We start from the raw sequence: 14,777 nt of genomic DNA, 5'->3' as shown, positions 1-14,777 counted from the left end.
TAGCAAAAGCCGGCGCCCGCCCCGGTATCGGCAGTGATCCATGATGAGCAGCGCTCATGAAGGGTCGGCGAGTCTTTCATGCCAGGGATGCTTAGCGATCTAGAGCGGGCGGCGGACAAGCGCCCGAAGTGCTGCTTTACTGACAGATGACCGACGTTTACTGTGCGTCAAAACAGTGTCATGGAAGGTGGCCGTGATTCCTCTGGTGATATGCGACGACTCGAACATGGCGCGCAAGCAGCTGGTGCGCTCCCTGCCCGAAGGCTGGGGGGTATCCATCACCCAGGCCACCAATGGCGAGGAAGCCCTCACGGCGCTGCGTCAGGGGCTGGGCCAGGTGATGCTGCTGGACCTGACCATGCCGATCCTGGATGGCTACGGCACCCTGGCGGCAATTCGCAACGAGGGTCTGGCGGTCAAGGTGATCGTCGTCTCCGGCGATGTCCAGGAACAGGCGGTGGCACGGGTGCGCGAACTGGGCGCCCTGGACTTCATCCGCAAGCCGGCCGATCCCACCGAACTGGCCACGGTGCTCCAGCGCCATGGTATCTATAGCCCAAGCCCGACGACTCCGGCGGAACCCATCGCGCGTCCAGAGCTGGAAGTCAGTTTCCGCGATGCCTTCCGCGAGGTGGTCAACGTCTCCATGGGTCGCGCCGGGGCCCTGCTGGCCAAGGCGCTGGATGTCTTCGTCCAGTTGCCCATTCCCAATGTCAACATCCTGGAAGTCAGCGAGCTGCACATGACGCTGGTGGATGCACAGCGCGAGGATCGTCTCAGCGCGGTGTGCCAGGGCTACATCGGCGAGGGCATCGCCGGCGAGGCGCTGCTGATCTTCCACGACTCTGAATTCGACGACATGGCGCGCCTGGTGCGCTGGCGCGAGGCGGGGGAGTCCGGCGACATCGAGATGCTGCTGGATCTGTCGAGCATCATCATCGGCGCCTGCCTGGCCGGGATCGCCGAGCAGTTCGACATCCGCTTTTCCCAGGGCCATCCGACCATCCTCGGCCACCACGCGTCCATCGACGAGCTCATCGTCGTCAACAAGACGCGCTGGAAGAAGACCCTGGCGGTCGAACTCAGCTACAGCCTGGAAGGCCATAACGTCCACTTCGATCTGCTGCTGCTGTTCACCGAGGATTCGGTGAAGCGCATCACCCGCAAGATCGGCTACCTGATGAGTTGAGCATGGCCGCACAGATCGATATCAACGAACTCCACTGGCTGCTGGACATCGTGCAGAACATCGATGTCGGCGTGGTGGTGCTGGACCTCGACTACCGTATCGAGGTCTGGAACAGCTTCATGGAAAACCATTCCGGGCGGATCCTCAGCGAGGTCAGCCAGCAGTCGCTGTTCGCGGTCTTCGCCGAAATCGACGAGGCCTGGTTTCGCGCCAAGGCCGAAAGCGTGGTCCTGCTGGGCACCCGGGCCTTTTCCATCTGGGAACAGCGACCCTATCTGGTCCACTTCAAGAGCTACCAGCCGATCACCGGCGTGGAAGCCTTCATGTACCAGAACGTGACCCTGCTGCCGCTACGCGATTCCACCGGGGCCATCGCCCATATCTGCGTGGTGATCTACGACGTCACCGATGTCGCCATCAACAAGCGGCAACTGGAGCTGTCCAACGACAAGCTGCAGGAGCTGTCGCGCACCGATCGCCTGACCGGGCTGGCCAACCGTGGCTACTGGGAGGAACGCCTCACCGAGGAATTCGCCCGGCACCAGCGCTATGGCGGCCGCCTAGCGCTGATGATGCTCGACATCGATCACTTCAAACGCATCAACGACACCCATGGCCACGCCGTTGGCGATCAGGCGATCAAGGCGCTGGCCGGGGTGATCAAGACCCATGTGCGCAACGCCGACATCGCCGGACGCTACGGTGGCGAGGAATTCGGCGTGGTGCTGCTCGACACGGGTGTAGAAGGCGCGCGACTACTCGCCGAGCGCCTGCGCGAAGCGGTGGAGGCGATGCGTCTCGATGTGCTGGGAACGCCCATCGCCTTCACCATCAGCATTGGCCTCACCGATCTGTCGGTGCCCCTGGGCAATCACGAGCAGATGATCCAGCAGGCGGACAAGGCGCTGTACGAATCCAAGCATGCCGGGCGCAATAGGGTCACCAGCTTCGTTCAGCGTCTGGATTGAGACGATTATCCGACTGTTTCACTAGGGCTTTCGTCGAGGGGTAGGGTGGCGTAAACTTGTCACACCTGTTGAGGAGTGACCATGAGCGCCATCATCATTACCGACGCGGCTCAGGATTACCTGGCCGACCTGTTGGAAAAGCAGAATACCCCCGGGATCGGTATCCGCATCTTCATTACCCAGCCCGGCACCCAGTACGCCGAGACCTGCATCGCCTATTGCAAGCCCGGCGAGGAGAAGCCCGATGACCAGCCCATCGGCCTGAAGAGCTTTACCGCCTACCTCGATGCCATCAGCCAGCCCTTCCTGGAAGACGCCCTGGTGGACTACGCCACCGACCGCATGGGCGGCCAGCTGACCATCAAGGCGCCCAACGCCAAGGTGCCCATGGTCAACGAGGACAGCCCGCTCAACGAGCGCGTCGACTACTACCTGCAGACCGAGATCAATCCGGGGCTCGCCAGCCACGGCGGCATGGTCAGCCTGGTGGATATCGTCGACGACAACGTCGCGGTGCTGCGCTTCGGTGGCGGTTGCCAGGGCTGTGGTCAGGTCGATCTGACCCTCAAGGATGGCGTCGAGCGCACCCTGCTGGAGCGGATCCCCGAGCTCACCGCCGTGCGCGACGTCACCGACCACACCAACCGCGAAAACGCCTACTACTAGGTAGCCTGGCGTCCTGGCTGTCGCGAAGGGCTATCGAACCGATCGATAGCCCTTCGACGTTTCAGTGACGCGCTGCGTCTTCCGGCAGGGCCATCAGGCGCTGCTCCTGCGCCCAGTCGAAGACTTCGCCGCGGGATTCCGCTTCATGGCGACGCTCGTCCAGCCGCTGATAGAGCGTCAGCTCTTCGTCCGGCATGAAGTGCAGGCAATCGCCGCCAAAGAACCACAGCAGGTCGCGCGGTACCCGATGGGCGATCTGCGGATAGCGGCTGAAGATCTGGCTGAGCAGGTCCTGGCCGAGATAGGCGTATTCCTCGGGCGCCTGCGGCAATCCGGCGACCAGCTCGTCGAAGCGGTCGAGGAACAGCGCGTGGTTCTCCGAGGGCACCTGCTCAGCCGCGCCGACGTCGGCCAAGACCGCACGCAGCTGGGCGAGGAGGGCGACGTGGTGGGCGAGATAGGAAGTGGCCATGAATGTCTCCTGAAAAAGCGGCTGCGCAGTATAGGGGCACTGTCCGACGTTGTCTGGTTCGACTAGGATCGAACCTTTGCCCGCCGCCGGGGTTATAGGAAGTAGCACTTTTCTTTGCGAATCAGTTCTTGCCGGGAGGCACATGAGTCTAGCTCTCTCCATTCGCGGTCTGACCAAGACCTACAACAACGGCTTCACCGCCCTCAAGGGGATCGACCTCGATGTGGTCGAAGGTGATTTCTTCGCGCTGCTCGGTCCGAACGGGGCGGGCAAGTCGACCACCATCGGCATTCTCTCGACCCTGGTCAACAAGTCCGGCGGCGAGGTATCCGTGTTCGGCAACGACCTGGACAAGGATCCCGCGGGCCTCAAGCGCTGCCTGGGCGTGGTGCCCCAGGAGTTCAACTTCAACCAGTTCGAGAAGGCCTTCGACATCGTCGTCACCCAGGCTGGCTACTACGGTATTCCCGCACGCATCGCCGGTGAGCGCGCCGAGGAGTACCTCACCCAGCTCGGGCTGTGGGACAAACGCGATACGCCTTCGCGCATGCTCTCTGGCGGCATGAAGCGTCGCCTGATGATCGCTCGCGCCCTGATCCACAAACCGCGCCTGCTGATCCTCGACGAACCCACCGCCGGGGTCGACATTGAGCTGCGGCGCTCCATGTGGAGCTTCCTCACCGAACTGAACAGGCAGGGAACCAGCATCATCCTCACCACCCACTACCTCGAAGAGGCCGAGCATCTCTGCCGCAACATCGCCATCATCGACCATGGCGAGCTGGTCGAGCACACCAGCATGCGCAAGCTCCTGCAGAAGCTCAACGTCGAGACCTTCATCGTCGATGTGGTCCAGCCGCTGACGGCGGCGCCGCAGCTGGACGGCTATCCGGCCAAGCTGTTGGGCGATCACTCCTTCGAGGTGCAGATCGACAAGGCCAGTGGGGTCAACGCCCTGTTCCGCCAGTTGGACGCCGCCGGCATCCAGGTCCAGAGCCTGAGAAACAAAGCCAATCGCCTGGAGGAGCTGTTCGTCTCCCTGGTGGAAAAGAATCTAGCCAAGGTCGCCCGATGAGTACCGAATTCCAAGCCAACATGGTGGCGCTGCGGACCATCGTCCATCGCGAAGTGCGCCGCTTCACCCGTATCTGGGCACAGACGCTGCTGCCCCCGGCGATCACCATGGTCCTGTACTTTGTGATCTTCGGGAACCTGATCGGCAATCGTATCGGTGGCATGGGTGGCTTCACCTACATGCAGTACATCGTGCCGGGCCTGATCATGATGTCGGTGATCACCAACGCCTACAGCAACGTGGTCTCCAGCTTCTTCAGCAGCAAGTTCCAGCGCTCCGTGGAAGAGCTGCTGGTTTCGCCCGTGTCGCCGCATGTGATCCTCATCGGCTATGCCATGGGCGGCATCCTGCGCGGCCTGGCCGTGGCCGCCATCGTCAGCCTGCTATCGCTGTTCTTCACCAACATGCAGGTGCACCACCTGGGCATCATGCTGCTGGTGATCGTCCTTACCGCGGCGATCTTTGCCCTGGGCGGCTTCATCAACGCCGTCTACGCGCGCAACTTCGACGACATCTCCATCGTGCCGACCTTCGTGCTGACGCCCCTGACCTACCTGGGCGGGGTCTTCTATTCCATCGACCTGCTGCCGGCCTTCTGGCAGAAGGTGTCCCTGGTCAATCCGATCCTGCACATGGTCAACGCCTTCCGCTACGGCATCCTCGGGGTGTCCGACATCCGCATTGGGGTGGCGATCGCCTTCATGCTGTTCGCCGTGGTCGTGCTTTATCTGGTCAGCATCCGTCTGCTCGTAAGCGGGCGCGGCATGCGTCATTGAGTGTCTGAGCGTCATGCATAGCGTAGAACAATCGCCCCTGGGCAAAAGCACCGAGTACGTCAGCGAATATGCGCCATCGCTGCTCTATCCGATCCCGCGCGCGCCCAAGTGGGCGGAACTAGGCCTGGACGGGCAGGATCTGCCGTTTCGCGGGGTGGATGTCTGGACCTGCTACGAGCTGTCCTGGTTGCTGCCTTCCGGCAAGCCGGTGGTGGCCATTGCCGAGTTCGCTATCCCGGCCGATTCGCCGAACATCATTGAATCCAAGTCGTTCAAGCTGTACCTCAACTCTCTGAACCAGTCGGTGTTCGCCAGCATGGCCGAACTCGAAGCCGTGCTGGTCAAAGACCTGAGCGCCGCGGCTGGTGGTCCCGTTGGCGTCAACCTGATGTCCTTGGATGATTGGGCGGCCCGTGGTGTCCAGCGCCCGAATGGCCAGTGCCTCGACGATCTGGATGTCAGTCTGGATCGCTATGCCCACCCACAGGCCGAACTGCTGAACGTGGGCGAAGCGCGGGATAGTCAGAGGTTTTACAGCCACCTGCTCAAGTCGAACTGCCCGGTCACCGGTCAGCCGGACTGGGGCACCGTGGTGGTCGAGTACGATGAGGGCCTGGCCCTGGAACCGGCCAGCCTGCTGCGCTACCTGGTCGCCTTCCGCCAGCATGCGGATTTTCACGAGCAGTGCGTCGAGCGCATCTATCTGGATTTGTGGCGGCTGCTCAAGCCGGCGAAGCTGACTGTGTTCGCCCGCTATGTGCGGCGCGGTGGGCTGGACATCAATCCCTACCGAAGCAGTGACGCCATCCAGCCCGCCGCCGAGCGCTACGTCCGGCAGTGATCAGATGCCCATGCTGCTCAGGCTGTTCATGATCGAGCGCAGCGTGCCGGCCATGGTGGGGTGACTGACCTCGAAACGCTCCACGGCCAGATTGACGCCTTCGACCAGGCTGCCATCCCGGGTGGCATCTTCGTTGGCCAGCTGGAATTCGATATCCCGGATCAGCAGTTCCAGTTCTTCCCGATCCTCGGGCGAGGCGGGCGGATCCTGGTCCAACTGGTGGCGGAGGTGGTCGAGTTGTTCCTGCAGATGAGAGGTGGTCATGGGCGTTTCTCCTGTGTTCGGATTCTTTGACCGCAACGGCGGGTCAAAGATCGAGTGACAGCGCCTGGCCCTAAGCCAAAGTGGCAAAGCTATGACTATAATCGGCGCCTTTCAGGCGTCTGAGTGCAACGAGGAGAGAAGCGATGATGGTCGAGCGACGTGGTTCCAGGGTCTGGGGAGCGCTCCTTGCAACGGCCCTGACCTTTGCCGGTCAGGCCATGGCGGCCGAAGCCGAGAATCCCGATCCCTGGGAAGGCTTCAACCGCAAGATCTTCGTGTTCAACGATACCCTGGATACCTATGCCCTCAAGCCGGTCGCCCAGGGCTATCAGCGCTTCACGCCTGGCTTCGTGCAGACCGGCGTGAGCAACTTCTTCAACAACCTGGGTGACGTGCGCAACCTGGCCAACGACCTGTTGCAAGGTAAGATCGAGCACGCCGGGGTCGACACCGCGCGCCTGTTGATGAATACCACGATGGGCGGCCTCGGCCTGGTCGACGTGGCCACCAAGGCCGGCCTGCAGCGCAACGACGAAGATTTCGGCCAGACCCTGGGCAAGTGGGGCGCAACCAGCGGTCCCTACCTGGTCCTGCCGTTCTTCGGCCCCAGCAGCGTGCGTGACGGCCTCGGTCGCATCCCGGACAGCTACACCAGCGCCTATCCCTATGTGGACGACGTCGCCGTGCGCAACAGCGCCTTCGCCCTCAGCACCGTCGATACCCGGGCCGGTCTCCTGCAGGCCGAGCGCCTGATCACCGGGGACAAGTACGTGTTCATTCGCAACGCCTACTTGCAGACCCGCGAATTCAAGGTCAAGGACGGTCAGGTGGTCGACGACTTCTAGTCCCGGCCCCAATAAAAAAGGCAGCCCCTGGGCTGCCTTTTTTATTGGCCGCAGTAGTTAGCGCATTTCCAGCACGGACAGGCCCAGCAGTTGTTTGCCCGCGTCCGTAGCCTGGACGCGCAGGACCTCGGCGTCCGCTTCCAGGCCGGGGAGTTCGGCATGGCTGGAGGGGATGAGCACGGTCACCTTGTCGCCGACCTGCAGGCTGGTGGCGGCCTCGATCTGGAAACCGGTGCTGGACAGATCGACGCAGCGCGCCTCGAAGGAGGCATCGCCGACCTTCAGTATGGCTTTGGAGTCGACGTGCATGCGAATGAAGTCGCGCTTTTCACTGTAAGAACGGTCAATGGTACTCATGGCAATCCTACTGCTTGGGAGGATGGATGGCGGGTTGCTGGAGGTATAAACTCCATAATGGCACCCTGTAAAGAATTTCCATCCGGTTGGCAAGCTTGAACGCCCCGGTGGATGGGAGTAGTGTCTCCGCCGTGTCGTAATCACCGTGGCCCGTGTCGGATAGTGTCCGCCGGTTTGCCGTTCGGGTGCATGCCTGGATCCTCTATGTCTAATTCGCCTGCCACGCTCCTGATCATTGACGATGACGAGGTGGTTCGCCTCAGTCTCGCCGACTATCTCGAAGACAGTGGCTTCAATGTCCTGCAGGCCAGCAATGGCCAGCAGGGCCTGGAAATATTCGAGCGCGAACAGCCTGACCTCATCATCTGCGATCTGCGCATGCCGCAGGTCGACGGGCTGACGCTGCTGCGCCGCATCAGCGAGCTGTCCATCGATACGCCCGTGCTGGTGCTGTCCGGCGCTGGCGTCATGAGCGACGTCGTGGAAGCCCTGCGCCTGGGCGCCGCCGATTACCTGATCAAGCCGCTCGAAGACCTGATGGTGCTGGAGCACTCGGTCAATCGCGCCCTGGATCGCGCCCGCCTGCGCCTGGAAAACGATCGCTACCGGGTCAAGCTGGAAAACACCAATCGCGAGCTGCAGGCGAGCCTGAGCCTCCTGCAAGAGGACCAGAACGCCGGGCGCCACGTGCAGATGAACATGTTGCCGGTGACGCCCTGGGAAACCGAGGGGCTGCATTTCGCCCACGAGATCATCCCCTCGCTGTACCTGTCCGGCGATTTCGTCGACTACTTTCGCATCGACGAGCACCGCGTCGCCTTCTACCTGGCCGACGTCTCCGGCCATGGCGCCTCTTCGGCCTTCGTGACCGTGCTGCTCAAGTTCATGACCACGCGGCTGCTCTATGAGTCCAAGCGCAACGGCACGCTGCCCGAATTCAAGCCCTCGGATGTGCTTGGTCACATCAACAGGGGTCTACTGGATTGCAAATTGGGCAAGCACGTGACCATGCTGGGTGGCGTCATCGACGAAACCACGGGTACCCTGGCGTACAGCATCGGTGGTCATCTGCCCTTGCCGGTCCTGCATACCCCGGAAGAAACCCGCTTCCTGGTAGGCAAGGGGCTGCCGGTCGGCCTGTTCCAGGAGGCGACCTACAATGACCACCAGATGGATCTGCCCGAGCGTTTCAGCCTGACCCTCTTTTCGGATGGCATCTTCGACCTGCTGCCGGGAGACAATTTGAAAGAGAAAGAACACAGCTTGCCCGATTACGTCCGCCGTGCCGGCGGTACACTGGCAGGCCTGAGCGAAGCCCTGGATCTGGCATCCGTTACCGAGATGCCCGACGATATCGCTTTGCTGGTGTTGAGCAGGAACCTGGCATGAGCACCGGAAAAATCCAATTTGCCGAGCAGGATGGCACCTTCGTCCTGAAGTTTACCGGCGAGGTGCGTCTGACCCTGTGCTCGGCGCTGGACGCGACCATCGAACACATCTTCTCGTCGTTGAATTTCTCGTCCATCGTCATTGACCTGACGGAGACGCAGAGCATCGACAGCACCACTCTGGGCCTCTTGGCCAAGCTGTCGATCCTGTCGCGGCAGCGCATCGGGCTGCTGCCCATGCTGACCACCAACAACCCGGACATCCTGCGCCTGCTGGATTCCATGGGTTTCGATCAGGTGTTCAATATCGTCGAGACGGTCCTGCCTTGCCCGGATTGCCTGACCGACCTGCCACCGCAGGATCAGTCCGAAGCCGAGGTGCGCAGTCGCGTGCTTGAAGCCCATCGGGTGTTGATGGGCCTCAATGAATCCAATCGCAATGCCTTTCGCGATCTGGTCAGTGCCCTCGAAAGGCACTGACCACGCTCTGGCTTAGCGCTTGCCGGGCAGCAGCACTTCCAGCTTTTCCTGATCCCGCGCGAACTGGCGAATGCCTTCGGCCAGCTTCTCGGTGGCCATGGCGTCTTCGTTGTGCGCCCAGCGGAAGGCAGCCTCGTTCAGCTGCTGCTTGGGTTCGCCACCGGTGCTGTAGGCGGTCAGTACGCGCGGCAGGTCGCCCTGGGCTTCCGACAGTTGCTGCAGCAGTTCGGGGCTGATGGTCAGGCGGTCGCAGCCGGCCAGCTGCTCGATCTGGTTCAGGTTGCGGAAGCTGGCACCCATCACCACGGTCTCGTAGCCATTGGCCTTGTAGTACTGGTAGATACGGGTCACGGACTTCACGCCCGGGTCTTCGGCGCCTTCGTAGTCACGGCCTTCGGCCTTCTTGTACCAGTCGTAGATGCGACCGACGAAGGGCGAGATCAGGAACACACCGGCGTCGGCGCAGGCCGCGGCCTGGGCGAAGGAGAACAGCAGGGTCAGGTTGGTCTGGATACCTTCCTTCTCCAGTTGCTCGGCAGCGCGGATGCCTTCCCAGGTGGAGGCGATCTTGATCAGTACGCGGTCCTTGCCAATGCCGGCCTTCTCGTACAGCTCGATCAGGCGATGGGCGCGATCTAGGGTGGCGCCGGTGTCGAAGGACAGGCGCGCGTCCACCTCGGTGGAGATGCGGCCGGGGATCAGCTTGAGGATCTCACCACCGACGGCGACGGCGAAGCGATCGCAGGCCAGGCCGATGTCACCGCCGGCGCCACTGAAGGCGGCTTGCAGGTGTTCTTCGTAGCGGGGCAGGGCAGCGGCCTTGAGCAGCAGCGAGGGATTGGTGGTGGCGTCGTAGGGCTTGAGGCGGGCGATGGCGTCCAGATCGCCGGTATCGGCGACGACCGTGGTGTATTGCTTGAGTTGTTCCAGCTTGCTCATGGCAGGTCTTTCCTTCGGTTAACGAATGGACATCGTGGAGACGTGACTCAGTGGCCTCTGAGAAGTTCAGTGGCCTCGTCATACAGGCGCAGCGGTTCAGGGCTGCGATGCAGATCGGTGGACAGCAGTTGCCGGAAGCGCCGCGCGCCGGGAAATCCCTGCGCCAGGCCCAGAACATGGCGGGTGACGTGGTGGATGAGACCACCCTGTTGCAGATGCGCCTCAACATAGGGCCGCAGCCGCAGCATGACCTCATGGCGAGTCAGTGGCGGACGGTCGCAACCGTAGAGCGCCGCGTCCACCTCGGCCAGCAGGTAGGGATTCTGGTAGGCCTCGCGACCCAGCATTACCCCATCGAAGACCTCCAGGTGCTCGCGACAGGTGTCCAGGGTCTTGAGGCCGCCATTCAGAATGAATTCGAGATCCGGGAAGTCCTGCACCAGCTGCGCGGCCACGTCGTAGCGCAGCGGTGGGATCTCGCGATTCTGCTTGGGTGACAGCCCTTCGAGGATGGCGATGCGCGCGTGCACGGTGAAGCTGCGGCAACCCGCGTCCGCGACCTGGCCGACGAAGTCCCGCAGCGCCTCGTAGCTGTCGCGCCCTGAGATGCCGATGCGGTGCTTGACCGTCACCGGGATGGCCACGGCATCGCGCATCGCCTTGACGCTGTCGGCCACCCGCTCGGGATAGGCCATCAGGCAGGCGCCGATCATGTTGTTCTGCACCCGGTCGCTGGGGCAACCAACGTTCAGGTTGATCTCGTCATACCCCGCCTGCTCACCCAGCCGCGCCGCTGCGGCCAGCTCGGCCGGCACGCTGCCGCCCAGCTGCAGCGCCAGGGGATGCTCGGTCTCGTCGTGCCGCAAGAACCGCTGGGCATCGCCATGCAGCAGGGCACCGGTGGTGACCATCTCGGTATAGAGCAGGGCATGCTGGGACAGCAGTCGGTGGAAATAACGGCAGTGACGATCCGTCCAGTCCATCATGGGCGCCACGGAGAAGCGGCGGGACGGCTCAGGGCGCGTGGTTGCTGGGTTTGAGGCGGTTTCGGCAAGCATTTGGAGACTTCGTTTATAGCACCGTGCTGCTCGGGTTCAGCGTGCTTTTCCTGGCTCGGTGCGGAATTCAAGCACTCGGAAAAAACGTATGGCACTCGGCAGCAGACGGGAAGGATGGCACGGCGAGAAAGCGCTAGGGCGTGAATGTTTATGCCCGGATCAGGCTGCGCCGCGAAAGGCAAACAGTCTATCAAGAATCCCAGGTTTCTGAGCGGGCAGCGTCCGTCCAAGCTTCTGTGGCGAACAGCTGAAGCGACTAATGCGATAAGAACCTCAAATTTTTAGCAGCATGACTTCGACGACGGCGCTGTCCGGGTAGTTGCGGCGGTGCAGGCCGGCGCGATCGCCGTTTTCGGGGATGAGGGCGCTGAACAGGCCGCCGATGGCGATGCCCTGTGCAGTTTGGCCGCCGGGACTGACGACCAGGACCTACTTGCCTACGGTGGGCCAGGGCAACCAGCCAGTCAGCAGTTCGCCGCTCTGAACCCGAACCCGGGCATGGTGCGTGTCTAGGAGACTGCCATGGTCGACCTCGGCGATGGTGCCAGGGCGGATCAGGTTCTCGATGAGGCGGGAGAGGGCGGCGATATCGGTCATGCCACGGAGGATGGTTGCCGCGCGCGCAAGGTGCAGCTAGAGCGAGTTGTAGCGGTGCCAGCTGCAAATGCCCAGGGCTATTTATCCACGATGAGCAACGTCCCACGGCTGCCTGCTAGAACAGAATGACGCTCGCCTGCAGTCGCCAGGTAAACTTCGCCAGCGTGTACCTCTACGCGCTCGCCTGATGTTTCGAGGACGAGTAGGCCTTCCAAAACGATCAGTAGCTCGTTGTAATCGTGCACCTCTTCAGGCGTAGAAGTGCCGTCCATACGAAGCACTTTTACACGAGCATCTCCGACAGCTGCAAAGATCACTGATTGCCAGGTTTGCGATGCTGCATTAGCTATCTCTGAAGGTTTTAGCAGCGGCATGAATCTCTCTCCTTCGGAACGGGAGCTGGATTATCCGAGAGTCGAAGAACTGGTCTAAATATCGAGTTGATCTAGGAGTAGATCTCGCAAAGTGTGCAAATCTTGATCAGACAAACCGAGCAATTTGCGTCGGGCGTAGCGGACCTCGGAGCTCCGCGGTCGGCGCGGTCTTTCAGGCCGTACTGGTGAACGCGGGCGATGCGGGAGACGCGGCTGGCGAAGCCGATCACCGCCTGCTGCGGCGAGCCCTTGGCCTTGAGGTACCGGGCCATCTTGAGCTTCTCGAACATCCGCCGCTTGATGCGGTCCTTCTTGCTACGCAGATATCGCGGCTTGCGTGCCCCGAACGGCGAGCCGTTCGGGTTTACCTGGTTGCAGATCCGCTGCTGCTGGCTGCGGCGCAGCTGCTGGGTGGTGTTGCGGGCCATTTGGGCCCGACCGCGGCCGTCGAGCTTCTGTAGCAGCGGCGAGTGCCAGGTCTCCAGTGCCTCGAGGTCAGCCACGGCTGGGGCCCGGGTGTGGCCTTTCCAGGGCCAGCGCATCGCCGGCGGATCAGCCTGCAGCCGCCGCTGGTCAAGTACATGAGGCGAGGGGAAGAGGGCCGCTTCTTCCAGGTGCGGGGGCTGGCGGGACGAACACGAATTCGCCCCGGGCACCATCTGCCACCTGCGCGAGGCCGATATCAACCAGGAGATCTACGGCATGCCCGAGTGGCTTGCCGCCATGCAGTCGGCGCTGCTCAACGAGTCGGCCACGCTGTTTCGGCGGAAGTACTACAACAACGGCAGTCACGCCGGCTTCATCTTCTACATGACCGACGCCGCCCAGAAGGAGGAGGACATCGACTCCCTGCGCACCGCGCTGCGCTCGGCCAAGGGTCCGGGCAACTTCCGCAACCTGTTCGTCTACGCGCCCAACGGGAAGAAGGACGGCATCCAGCTGATCCCGGTCAGCGAGGTGGCCGCGAAGGATGAATTCAACTCGATCAAGAGCATCACGCGCGACGACATGCTCGCCGGCCTTCGGATCCCGCCGCAACTGATGGGGATCGTACCGCAGAATGCGGGGGGATTCGGTTCGATCAAGGAGGCCGCGGAGGTGTATGCGGCGAATGAGCTGGAGCCGCTGCAGGCACGGCTGACTCAGGTCAACGACTGGCTGGGTGAGGAGGTGATCCGCTTCCGGCAGTATGAGTTGGTCAGCACTACAAATTAAGCTCTACGCGAAGATCTAGCCTAGCTCAATAGCAAATCTACTGGTTCTGATTTATCGATCAGAACCAGGCGTTTAGCTAGTCTCGCGTTGCTGCGGCAGTAATCGCATCTGCGTCGCGTCGCGCCGTTCTAGCACCTGCTTGCGGCTACGTAGCTGCAGAGCCAGGGCGTTATTACGTCCGGACATTTCTACCGCCTGCGCCTGGCGCTCAAAATCTTGAAGGATGAGGTCCCATCGCTCACAGATTGCCCGTTCGGCACCCGTGTCCTGCCGCTTGCGGTAAATAAGTGCGGCTCGCACGAAGACGAATGGGTCAGCGCAGCGACGCTGTCCTGCAGGTTGACTGAAATAGTCACGCTCGCGCTGAAGACAATTGTCCAGCAGTACCTGCAAGTTGCTGATACCGCTTAAGAAGAAGGACATATTTTATACTCGGATGCCGCGTTAGGGGTCAGATAACTGCCGCTCTTAGCATCGCACCCTCACCGAGGAGGCATGGACCACAGTATCTTTGTGGCACCGGATGAACTTCGTTTCCAGCCAAGAGTGGAGCTGCAAAGGCCTGCGTTAATAAGATCCCCAGCGCCTTCGTATCAACGGTTTAGAGGGTCGCCTGCACCGGCCTGGTCATCGACTTCAGCCGGATCGACATCTTCATCGGCATCCATTTTTCCTGGAACATCAGGCGTGTCGGGATTTGGCGGTTCAATAGGATCGGGCTCAACGGCCTGTACCGATAACTGCTCGAGTTGTTCCTTCCGCGACTGGTTGGCCAAATGAAGGCTGTTGATGGAGCTTTGCAGCACCGACAGTGGGGCCGTTTTGCGGGGGCTTGCACCTGGCGCGCCTATTCGGGCCCAGGTACGCATCTCGATGATCATCCGATTACCTCTCAAGGAGACCAGAATGGCCTCAGGCATGGGAGGTCGACCCACACCTTACGTTCAGTGGCCACTATCACCACCGGTCCGGCGAGTAGCTAGTGCTAGCGCACAAGGAAGAGGGCAAGTCGCGCCAGGCCCTCGAACGAGCTCACAAGGGTTCAATGAACCGCCGGCCCGGCTGAATTCCGCGAGACTGTACCTGGCGCGCGCCGTCGTCCCCCCGCCACGCCTGCGGGCTAAATGGGTCGCTTTTTCTGCAGCCCTGCAGCAGCCTCTGGCCAGCGCCGCTACTGGGGCGGAGTAGAGATACGGTAGGCTGAAAATCCCTGCGAATCCCTGCACCACCAGGCTTTTTCTAGTCGAGCCTGCGACCCCTATTTTCCAGAGAG

General features: G+C 61.8%; 18 protein-coding genes and 2 pseudogenes. 10 read left to right on the top strand and 10 right to left on the bottom strand.

Features of this window, described 5'->3' with window-relative positions; genetic code table 11:
* Positions 1-187 precede the first annotated feature (187 nt).
* The 3 genes from FEZ61_RS04790 to nfuA all read left to right on the top strand — a co-directional run bounded on the left by FEZ61_RS04790 (position 188) and on the right by nfuA (position 2,823).
* On the top strand, positions 188-1,189 hold the full coding sequence (locus tag FEZ61_RS04790) for a response regulator (RefSeq protein WP_085984306.1): 1,002 nt from the start codon (positions 188-190) through the stop codon (positions 1,187-1,189).
* A gap of 2 nt (positions 1,190-1,191) precedes the next feature.
* Positions 1,192-2,157 (top strand): diguanylate cyclase, encoded by a 966-nt coding sequence (locus FEZ61_RS04785; protein WP_017640577.1) that lies wholly within the window; start codon positions 1,192-1,194, stop codon positions 2,155-2,157.
* Between the two features lie 81 nt (positions 2,158-2,238).
* Entirely contained in the window at positions 2,239-2,823 is a 585-nt protein-coding gene (nfuA, locus tag FEZ61_RS04780; protein WP_064308678.1) for a Fe-S biogenesis protein NfuA, read from the top strand.
* A gap of 61 nt (positions 2,824-2,884) precedes the next feature.
* Here nfuA and FEZ61_RS04775 read toward each other — a convergent pair whose 3' ends face one another.
* Positions 2,885-3,295 (bottom strand): PA2817 family protein, encoded by a 411-nt coding sequence (locus FEZ61_RS04775; protein ID WP_173147519.1) that lies wholly within the window; start codon positions 3,293-3,295, stop codon positions 2,885-2,887.
* Positions 3,296-3,437: 142 nt separating this feature from the next.
* Between FEZ61_RS04775 and FEZ61_RS04770 the strand changes: the two genes are divergently transcribed.
* Genes FEZ61_RS04770 through queF form a run of 3 tightly spaced genes read left to right on the top strand, consistent with a single transcriptional unit; the run spans position 3,438 to position 5,987 of the window.
* Positions 3,438-4,370, top strand: coding sequence for an ABC transporter ATP-binding protein (locus FEZ61_RS04770; protein WP_017640580.1), 933 nt, complete (start codon positions 3,438-3,440; stop codon positions 4,368-4,370).
* Positions 4,367-5,146: an ABC transporter permease gene (locus FEZ61_RS04765; RefSeq protein WP_017640581.1), complete on the top strand. Its 780-nt coding sequence runs from the start codon at positions 4,367-4,369 to the stop codon at positions 5,144-5,146. The genes FEZ61_RS04770 and FEZ61_RS04765 overlap by 4 nt, the downstream gene beginning before the upstream one ends.
* Positions 5,147-5,159: 13 nt before the next feature.
* Positions 5,160-5,987 carry an NADPH-dependent 7-cyano-7-deazaguanine reductase QueF gene (gene queF, locus FEZ61_RS04760; RefSeq protein WP_173147517.1) on the top strand — a complete coding sequence of 276 codons (828 nt, stop codon included), beginning with the start codon at positions 5,160-5,162 and terminating at the stop codon, positions 5,985-5,987.
* Here the strand turns inward: queF and FEZ61_RS04755 are convergent, their stop codons facing one another.
* Entirely contained in the window at positions 5,988-6,251 is a 264-nt protein-coding gene (locus tag FEZ61_RS04755) for a DUF4404 family protein (protein ID WP_017640583.1), read from the bottom strand.
* Positions 6,252-6,394: 143 nt separating this feature from the next.
* Between FEZ61_RS04755 and FEZ61_RS04750 the strand changes: the two genes are divergently transcribed.
* On the top strand, positions 6,395-7,096 hold the full coding sequence (locus FEZ61_RS04750) for a VacJ family lipoprotein (protein ID WP_082900455.1): 702 nt from the start codon (positions 6,395-6,397) through the stop codon (positions 7,094-7,096).
* Between the two features lie 57 nt (positions 7,097-7,153).
* Here FEZ61_RS04750 and FEZ61_RS04745 read toward each other — a convergent pair whose 3' ends face one another.
* Entirely contained in the window at positions 7,154-7,453 is a 300-nt protein-coding gene (locus FEZ61_RS04745; RefSeq protein ID WP_173147515.1) for a PilZ domain-containing protein, read from the bottom strand.
* 204 nt (positions 7,454-7,657) lie between these two features.
* Between FEZ61_RS04745 and rssB the strand changes: the two genes are divergently transcribed.
* Positions 7,658-8,842 (top strand): two-component system response regulator RssB, encoded by a 1,185-nt coding sequence (rssB, locus tag FEZ61_RS04740; protein WP_064308683.1) that lies wholly within the window; start codon positions 7,658-7,660, stop codon positions 8,840-8,842.
* Complete coding sequence (rssC, locus tag FEZ61_RS04735) at positions 8,839-9,321, top strand: anti-sigma factor antagonist RssC (protein ID WP_007158388.1); 483 nt, start codon at positions 8,839-8,841, stop codon at positions 9,319-9,321. Before rssB ends, rssC begins: the two co-directional genes overlap by 4 nt.
* A 12-nt stretch (positions 9,322-9,333) precedes the next feature.
* On the opposite strand, the gene tal is transcribed toward rssC, so the two are convergent.
* The 5 genes and pseudogenes from tal to FEZ61_RS04710 form a co-directional block, all read right to left on the bottom strand.
* Positions 9,334-10,260 (bottom strand): transaldolase, encoded by a 927-nt coding sequence (tal, locus tag FEZ61_RS04730; protein ID WP_017640587.1) that lies wholly within the window; start codon positions 10,258-10,260, stop codon positions 9,334-9,336.
* 47 nt (positions 10,261-10,307) lie between these two features.
* Positions 10,308-11,318, bottom strand: coding sequence for a tRNA dihydrouridine(20/20a) synthase DusA (gene dusA / locus FEZ61_RS04725; RefSeq protein ID WP_173147513.1), 1,011 nt, complete (start codon positions 11,316-11,318; stop codon positions 10,308-10,310).
* A gap of 294 nt (positions 11,319-11,612) precedes the next feature.
* Positions 11,613-11,915: pseudogene (locus FEZ61_RS04720) on the bottom strand (phage baseplate assembly protein V); the annotation flags it as partial.
* A gap of 77 nt (positions 11,916-11,992) precedes the next feature.
* On the bottom strand, positions 11,993-12,289 hold the full coding sequence (locus FEZ61_RS04715; RefSeq protein WP_173147511.1) for a cupin domain-containing protein: 297 nt from the start codon (positions 12,287-12,289) through the stop codon (positions 11,993-11,995).
* 71 nt (positions 12,290-12,360) lie between these two features.
* Positions 12,361-12,792, bottom strand: coding sequence for a phage virion morphogenesis protein (locus FEZ61_RS04710; RefSeq protein WP_346342858.1), 432 nt, complete (start codon positions 12,790-12,792; stop codon positions 12,361-12,363).
* A 48-nt stretch (positions 12,793-12,840) separates the two neighbouring features.
* On the opposite strand from FEZ61_RS04710, the pseudogene FEZ61_RS04705 reads away from it, so the two are divergent.
* Positions 12,841-13,504 (top strand): annotated as a pseudogene (locus FEZ61_RS04705) (phage portal protein); the annotation flags it as partial.
* Positions 13,505-13,576: 72 nt separating this feature from the next.
* Here the strand turns inward: FEZ61_RS04705 and FEZ61_RS04700 are convergent.
* Together FEZ61_RS04700 and FEZ61_RS04695 are read right to left on the bottom strand one after the other, a co-directional pair.
* Complete coding sequence (locus FEZ61_RS04700; protein WP_173147509.1) at positions 13,577-13,927, bottom strand: hypothetical protein; 351 nt, start codon at positions 13,925-13,927, stop codon at positions 13,577-13,579.
* A 170-nt stretch (positions 13,928-14,097) separates the two neighbouring features.
* Positions 14,098-14,385, bottom strand: coding sequence for a hypothetical protein (locus FEZ61_RS04695; protein ID WP_173147507.1), 288 nt, complete (start codon positions 14,383-14,385; stop codon positions 14,098-14,100).
* Positions 14,386-14,777: the final 392 nt, after the last annotated feature.

Origin of the sequence: Pseudomonas sp. MS15a(2019) (assembly GCF_013277805.1) — a bacterium.
In the GTDB taxonomy this organism is placed as follows: Bacteria; Pseudomonadota; Gammaproteobacteria; order Pseudomonadales; family Pseudomonadaceae; genus Chryseomonas; species Chryseomonas benzopyrenica.
Note: the sequence above shows the minus strand (reverse complement) of the source record. Positions and strands in the feature narration are given on the sequence as shown.

What these genes read in the sequence shown, in the direction of transcription:
- FEZ61_RS04785 (WP_017640577.1), top strand. Translation starts at nt 1,192, where the DNA reads ATGGCCGCACAGATCGATATCAACGAACTCCACTGGCTGCTGGACATC.
- nfuA (WP_064308678.1), top strand. Translation starts at nt 2,239, where the DNA reads ATGAGCGCCATCATCATTACCGACGCGGCTCAGGATTACCTGGCCGAC.
- FEZ61_RS04775 (WP_173147519.1), bottom strand. Translation starts at nt 3,295, where the DNA reads ATGGCCACTTCCTATCTCGCCCACCACGTCGCCCTCCTCGCCCAGCTG.
- FEZ61_RS04770 (WP_017640580.1), top strand. Translation starts at nt 3,438, where the DNA reads ATGAGTCTAGCTCTCTCCATTCGCGGTCTGACCAAGACCTACAACAAC.
- FEZ61_RS04765 (WP_017640581.1), top strand. Translation starts at nt 4,367, where the DNA reads ATGAGTACCGAATTCCAAGCCAACATGGTGGCGCTGCGGACCATCGTC.
- queF (WP_173147517.1), top strand. Translation starts at nt 5,160, where the DNA reads ATGCATAGCGTAGAACAATCGCCCCTGGGCAAAAGCACCGAGTACGTC.
- FEZ61_RS04755 (WP_017640583.1), bottom strand. Translation starts at nt 6,251, where the DNA reads ATGACCACCTCTCATCTGCAGGAACAACTCGACCACCTCCGCCACCAG.
- FEZ61_RS04750 (WP_082900455.1), top strand. Translation starts at nt 6,395, where the DNA reads ATGATGGTCGAGCGACGTGGTTCCAGGGTCTGGGGAGCGCTCCTTGCA.
- FEZ61_RS04745 (WP_173147515.1), bottom strand. Translation starts at nt 7,453, where the DNA reads ATGAGTACCATTGACCGTTCTTACAGTGAAAAGCGCGACTTCATTCGC.
- rssB (WP_064308683.1), top strand. Translation starts at nt 7,658, where the DNA reads ATGTCTAATTCGCCTGCCACGCTCCTGATCATTGACGATGACGAGGTG.
- rssC (WP_007158388.1), top strand. Translation starts at nt 8,839, where the DNA reads ATGAGCACCGGAAAAATCCAATTTGCCGAGCAGGATGGCACCTTCGTC.
- tal (WP_017640587.1), bottom strand. Translation starts at nt 10,260, where the DNA reads ATGAGCAAGCTGGAACAACTCAAGCAATACACCACGGTCGTCGCCGAT.
- dusA (WP_173147513.1), bottom strand. Translation starts at nt 11,318, where the DNA reads ATGCTTGCCGAAACCGCCTCAAACCCAGCAACCACGCGCCCTGAGCCG.
- FEZ61_RS04715 (WP_173147511.1), bottom strand. Translation starts at nt 12,289, where the DNA reads ATGCCGCTGCTAAAACCTTCAGAGATAGCTAATGCAGCATCGCAAACC.
- FEZ61_RS04700 (WP_173147509.1), bottom strand. Translation starts at nt 13,927, where the DNA reads ATGTCCTTCTTCTTAAGCGGTATCAGCAACTTGCAGGTACTGCTGGAC.
- FEZ61_RS04695 (WP_173147507.1), bottom strand. Translation starts at nt 14,385, where the DNA reads ATGATCATCGAGATGCGTACCTGGGCCCGAATAGGCGCGCCAGGTGCA.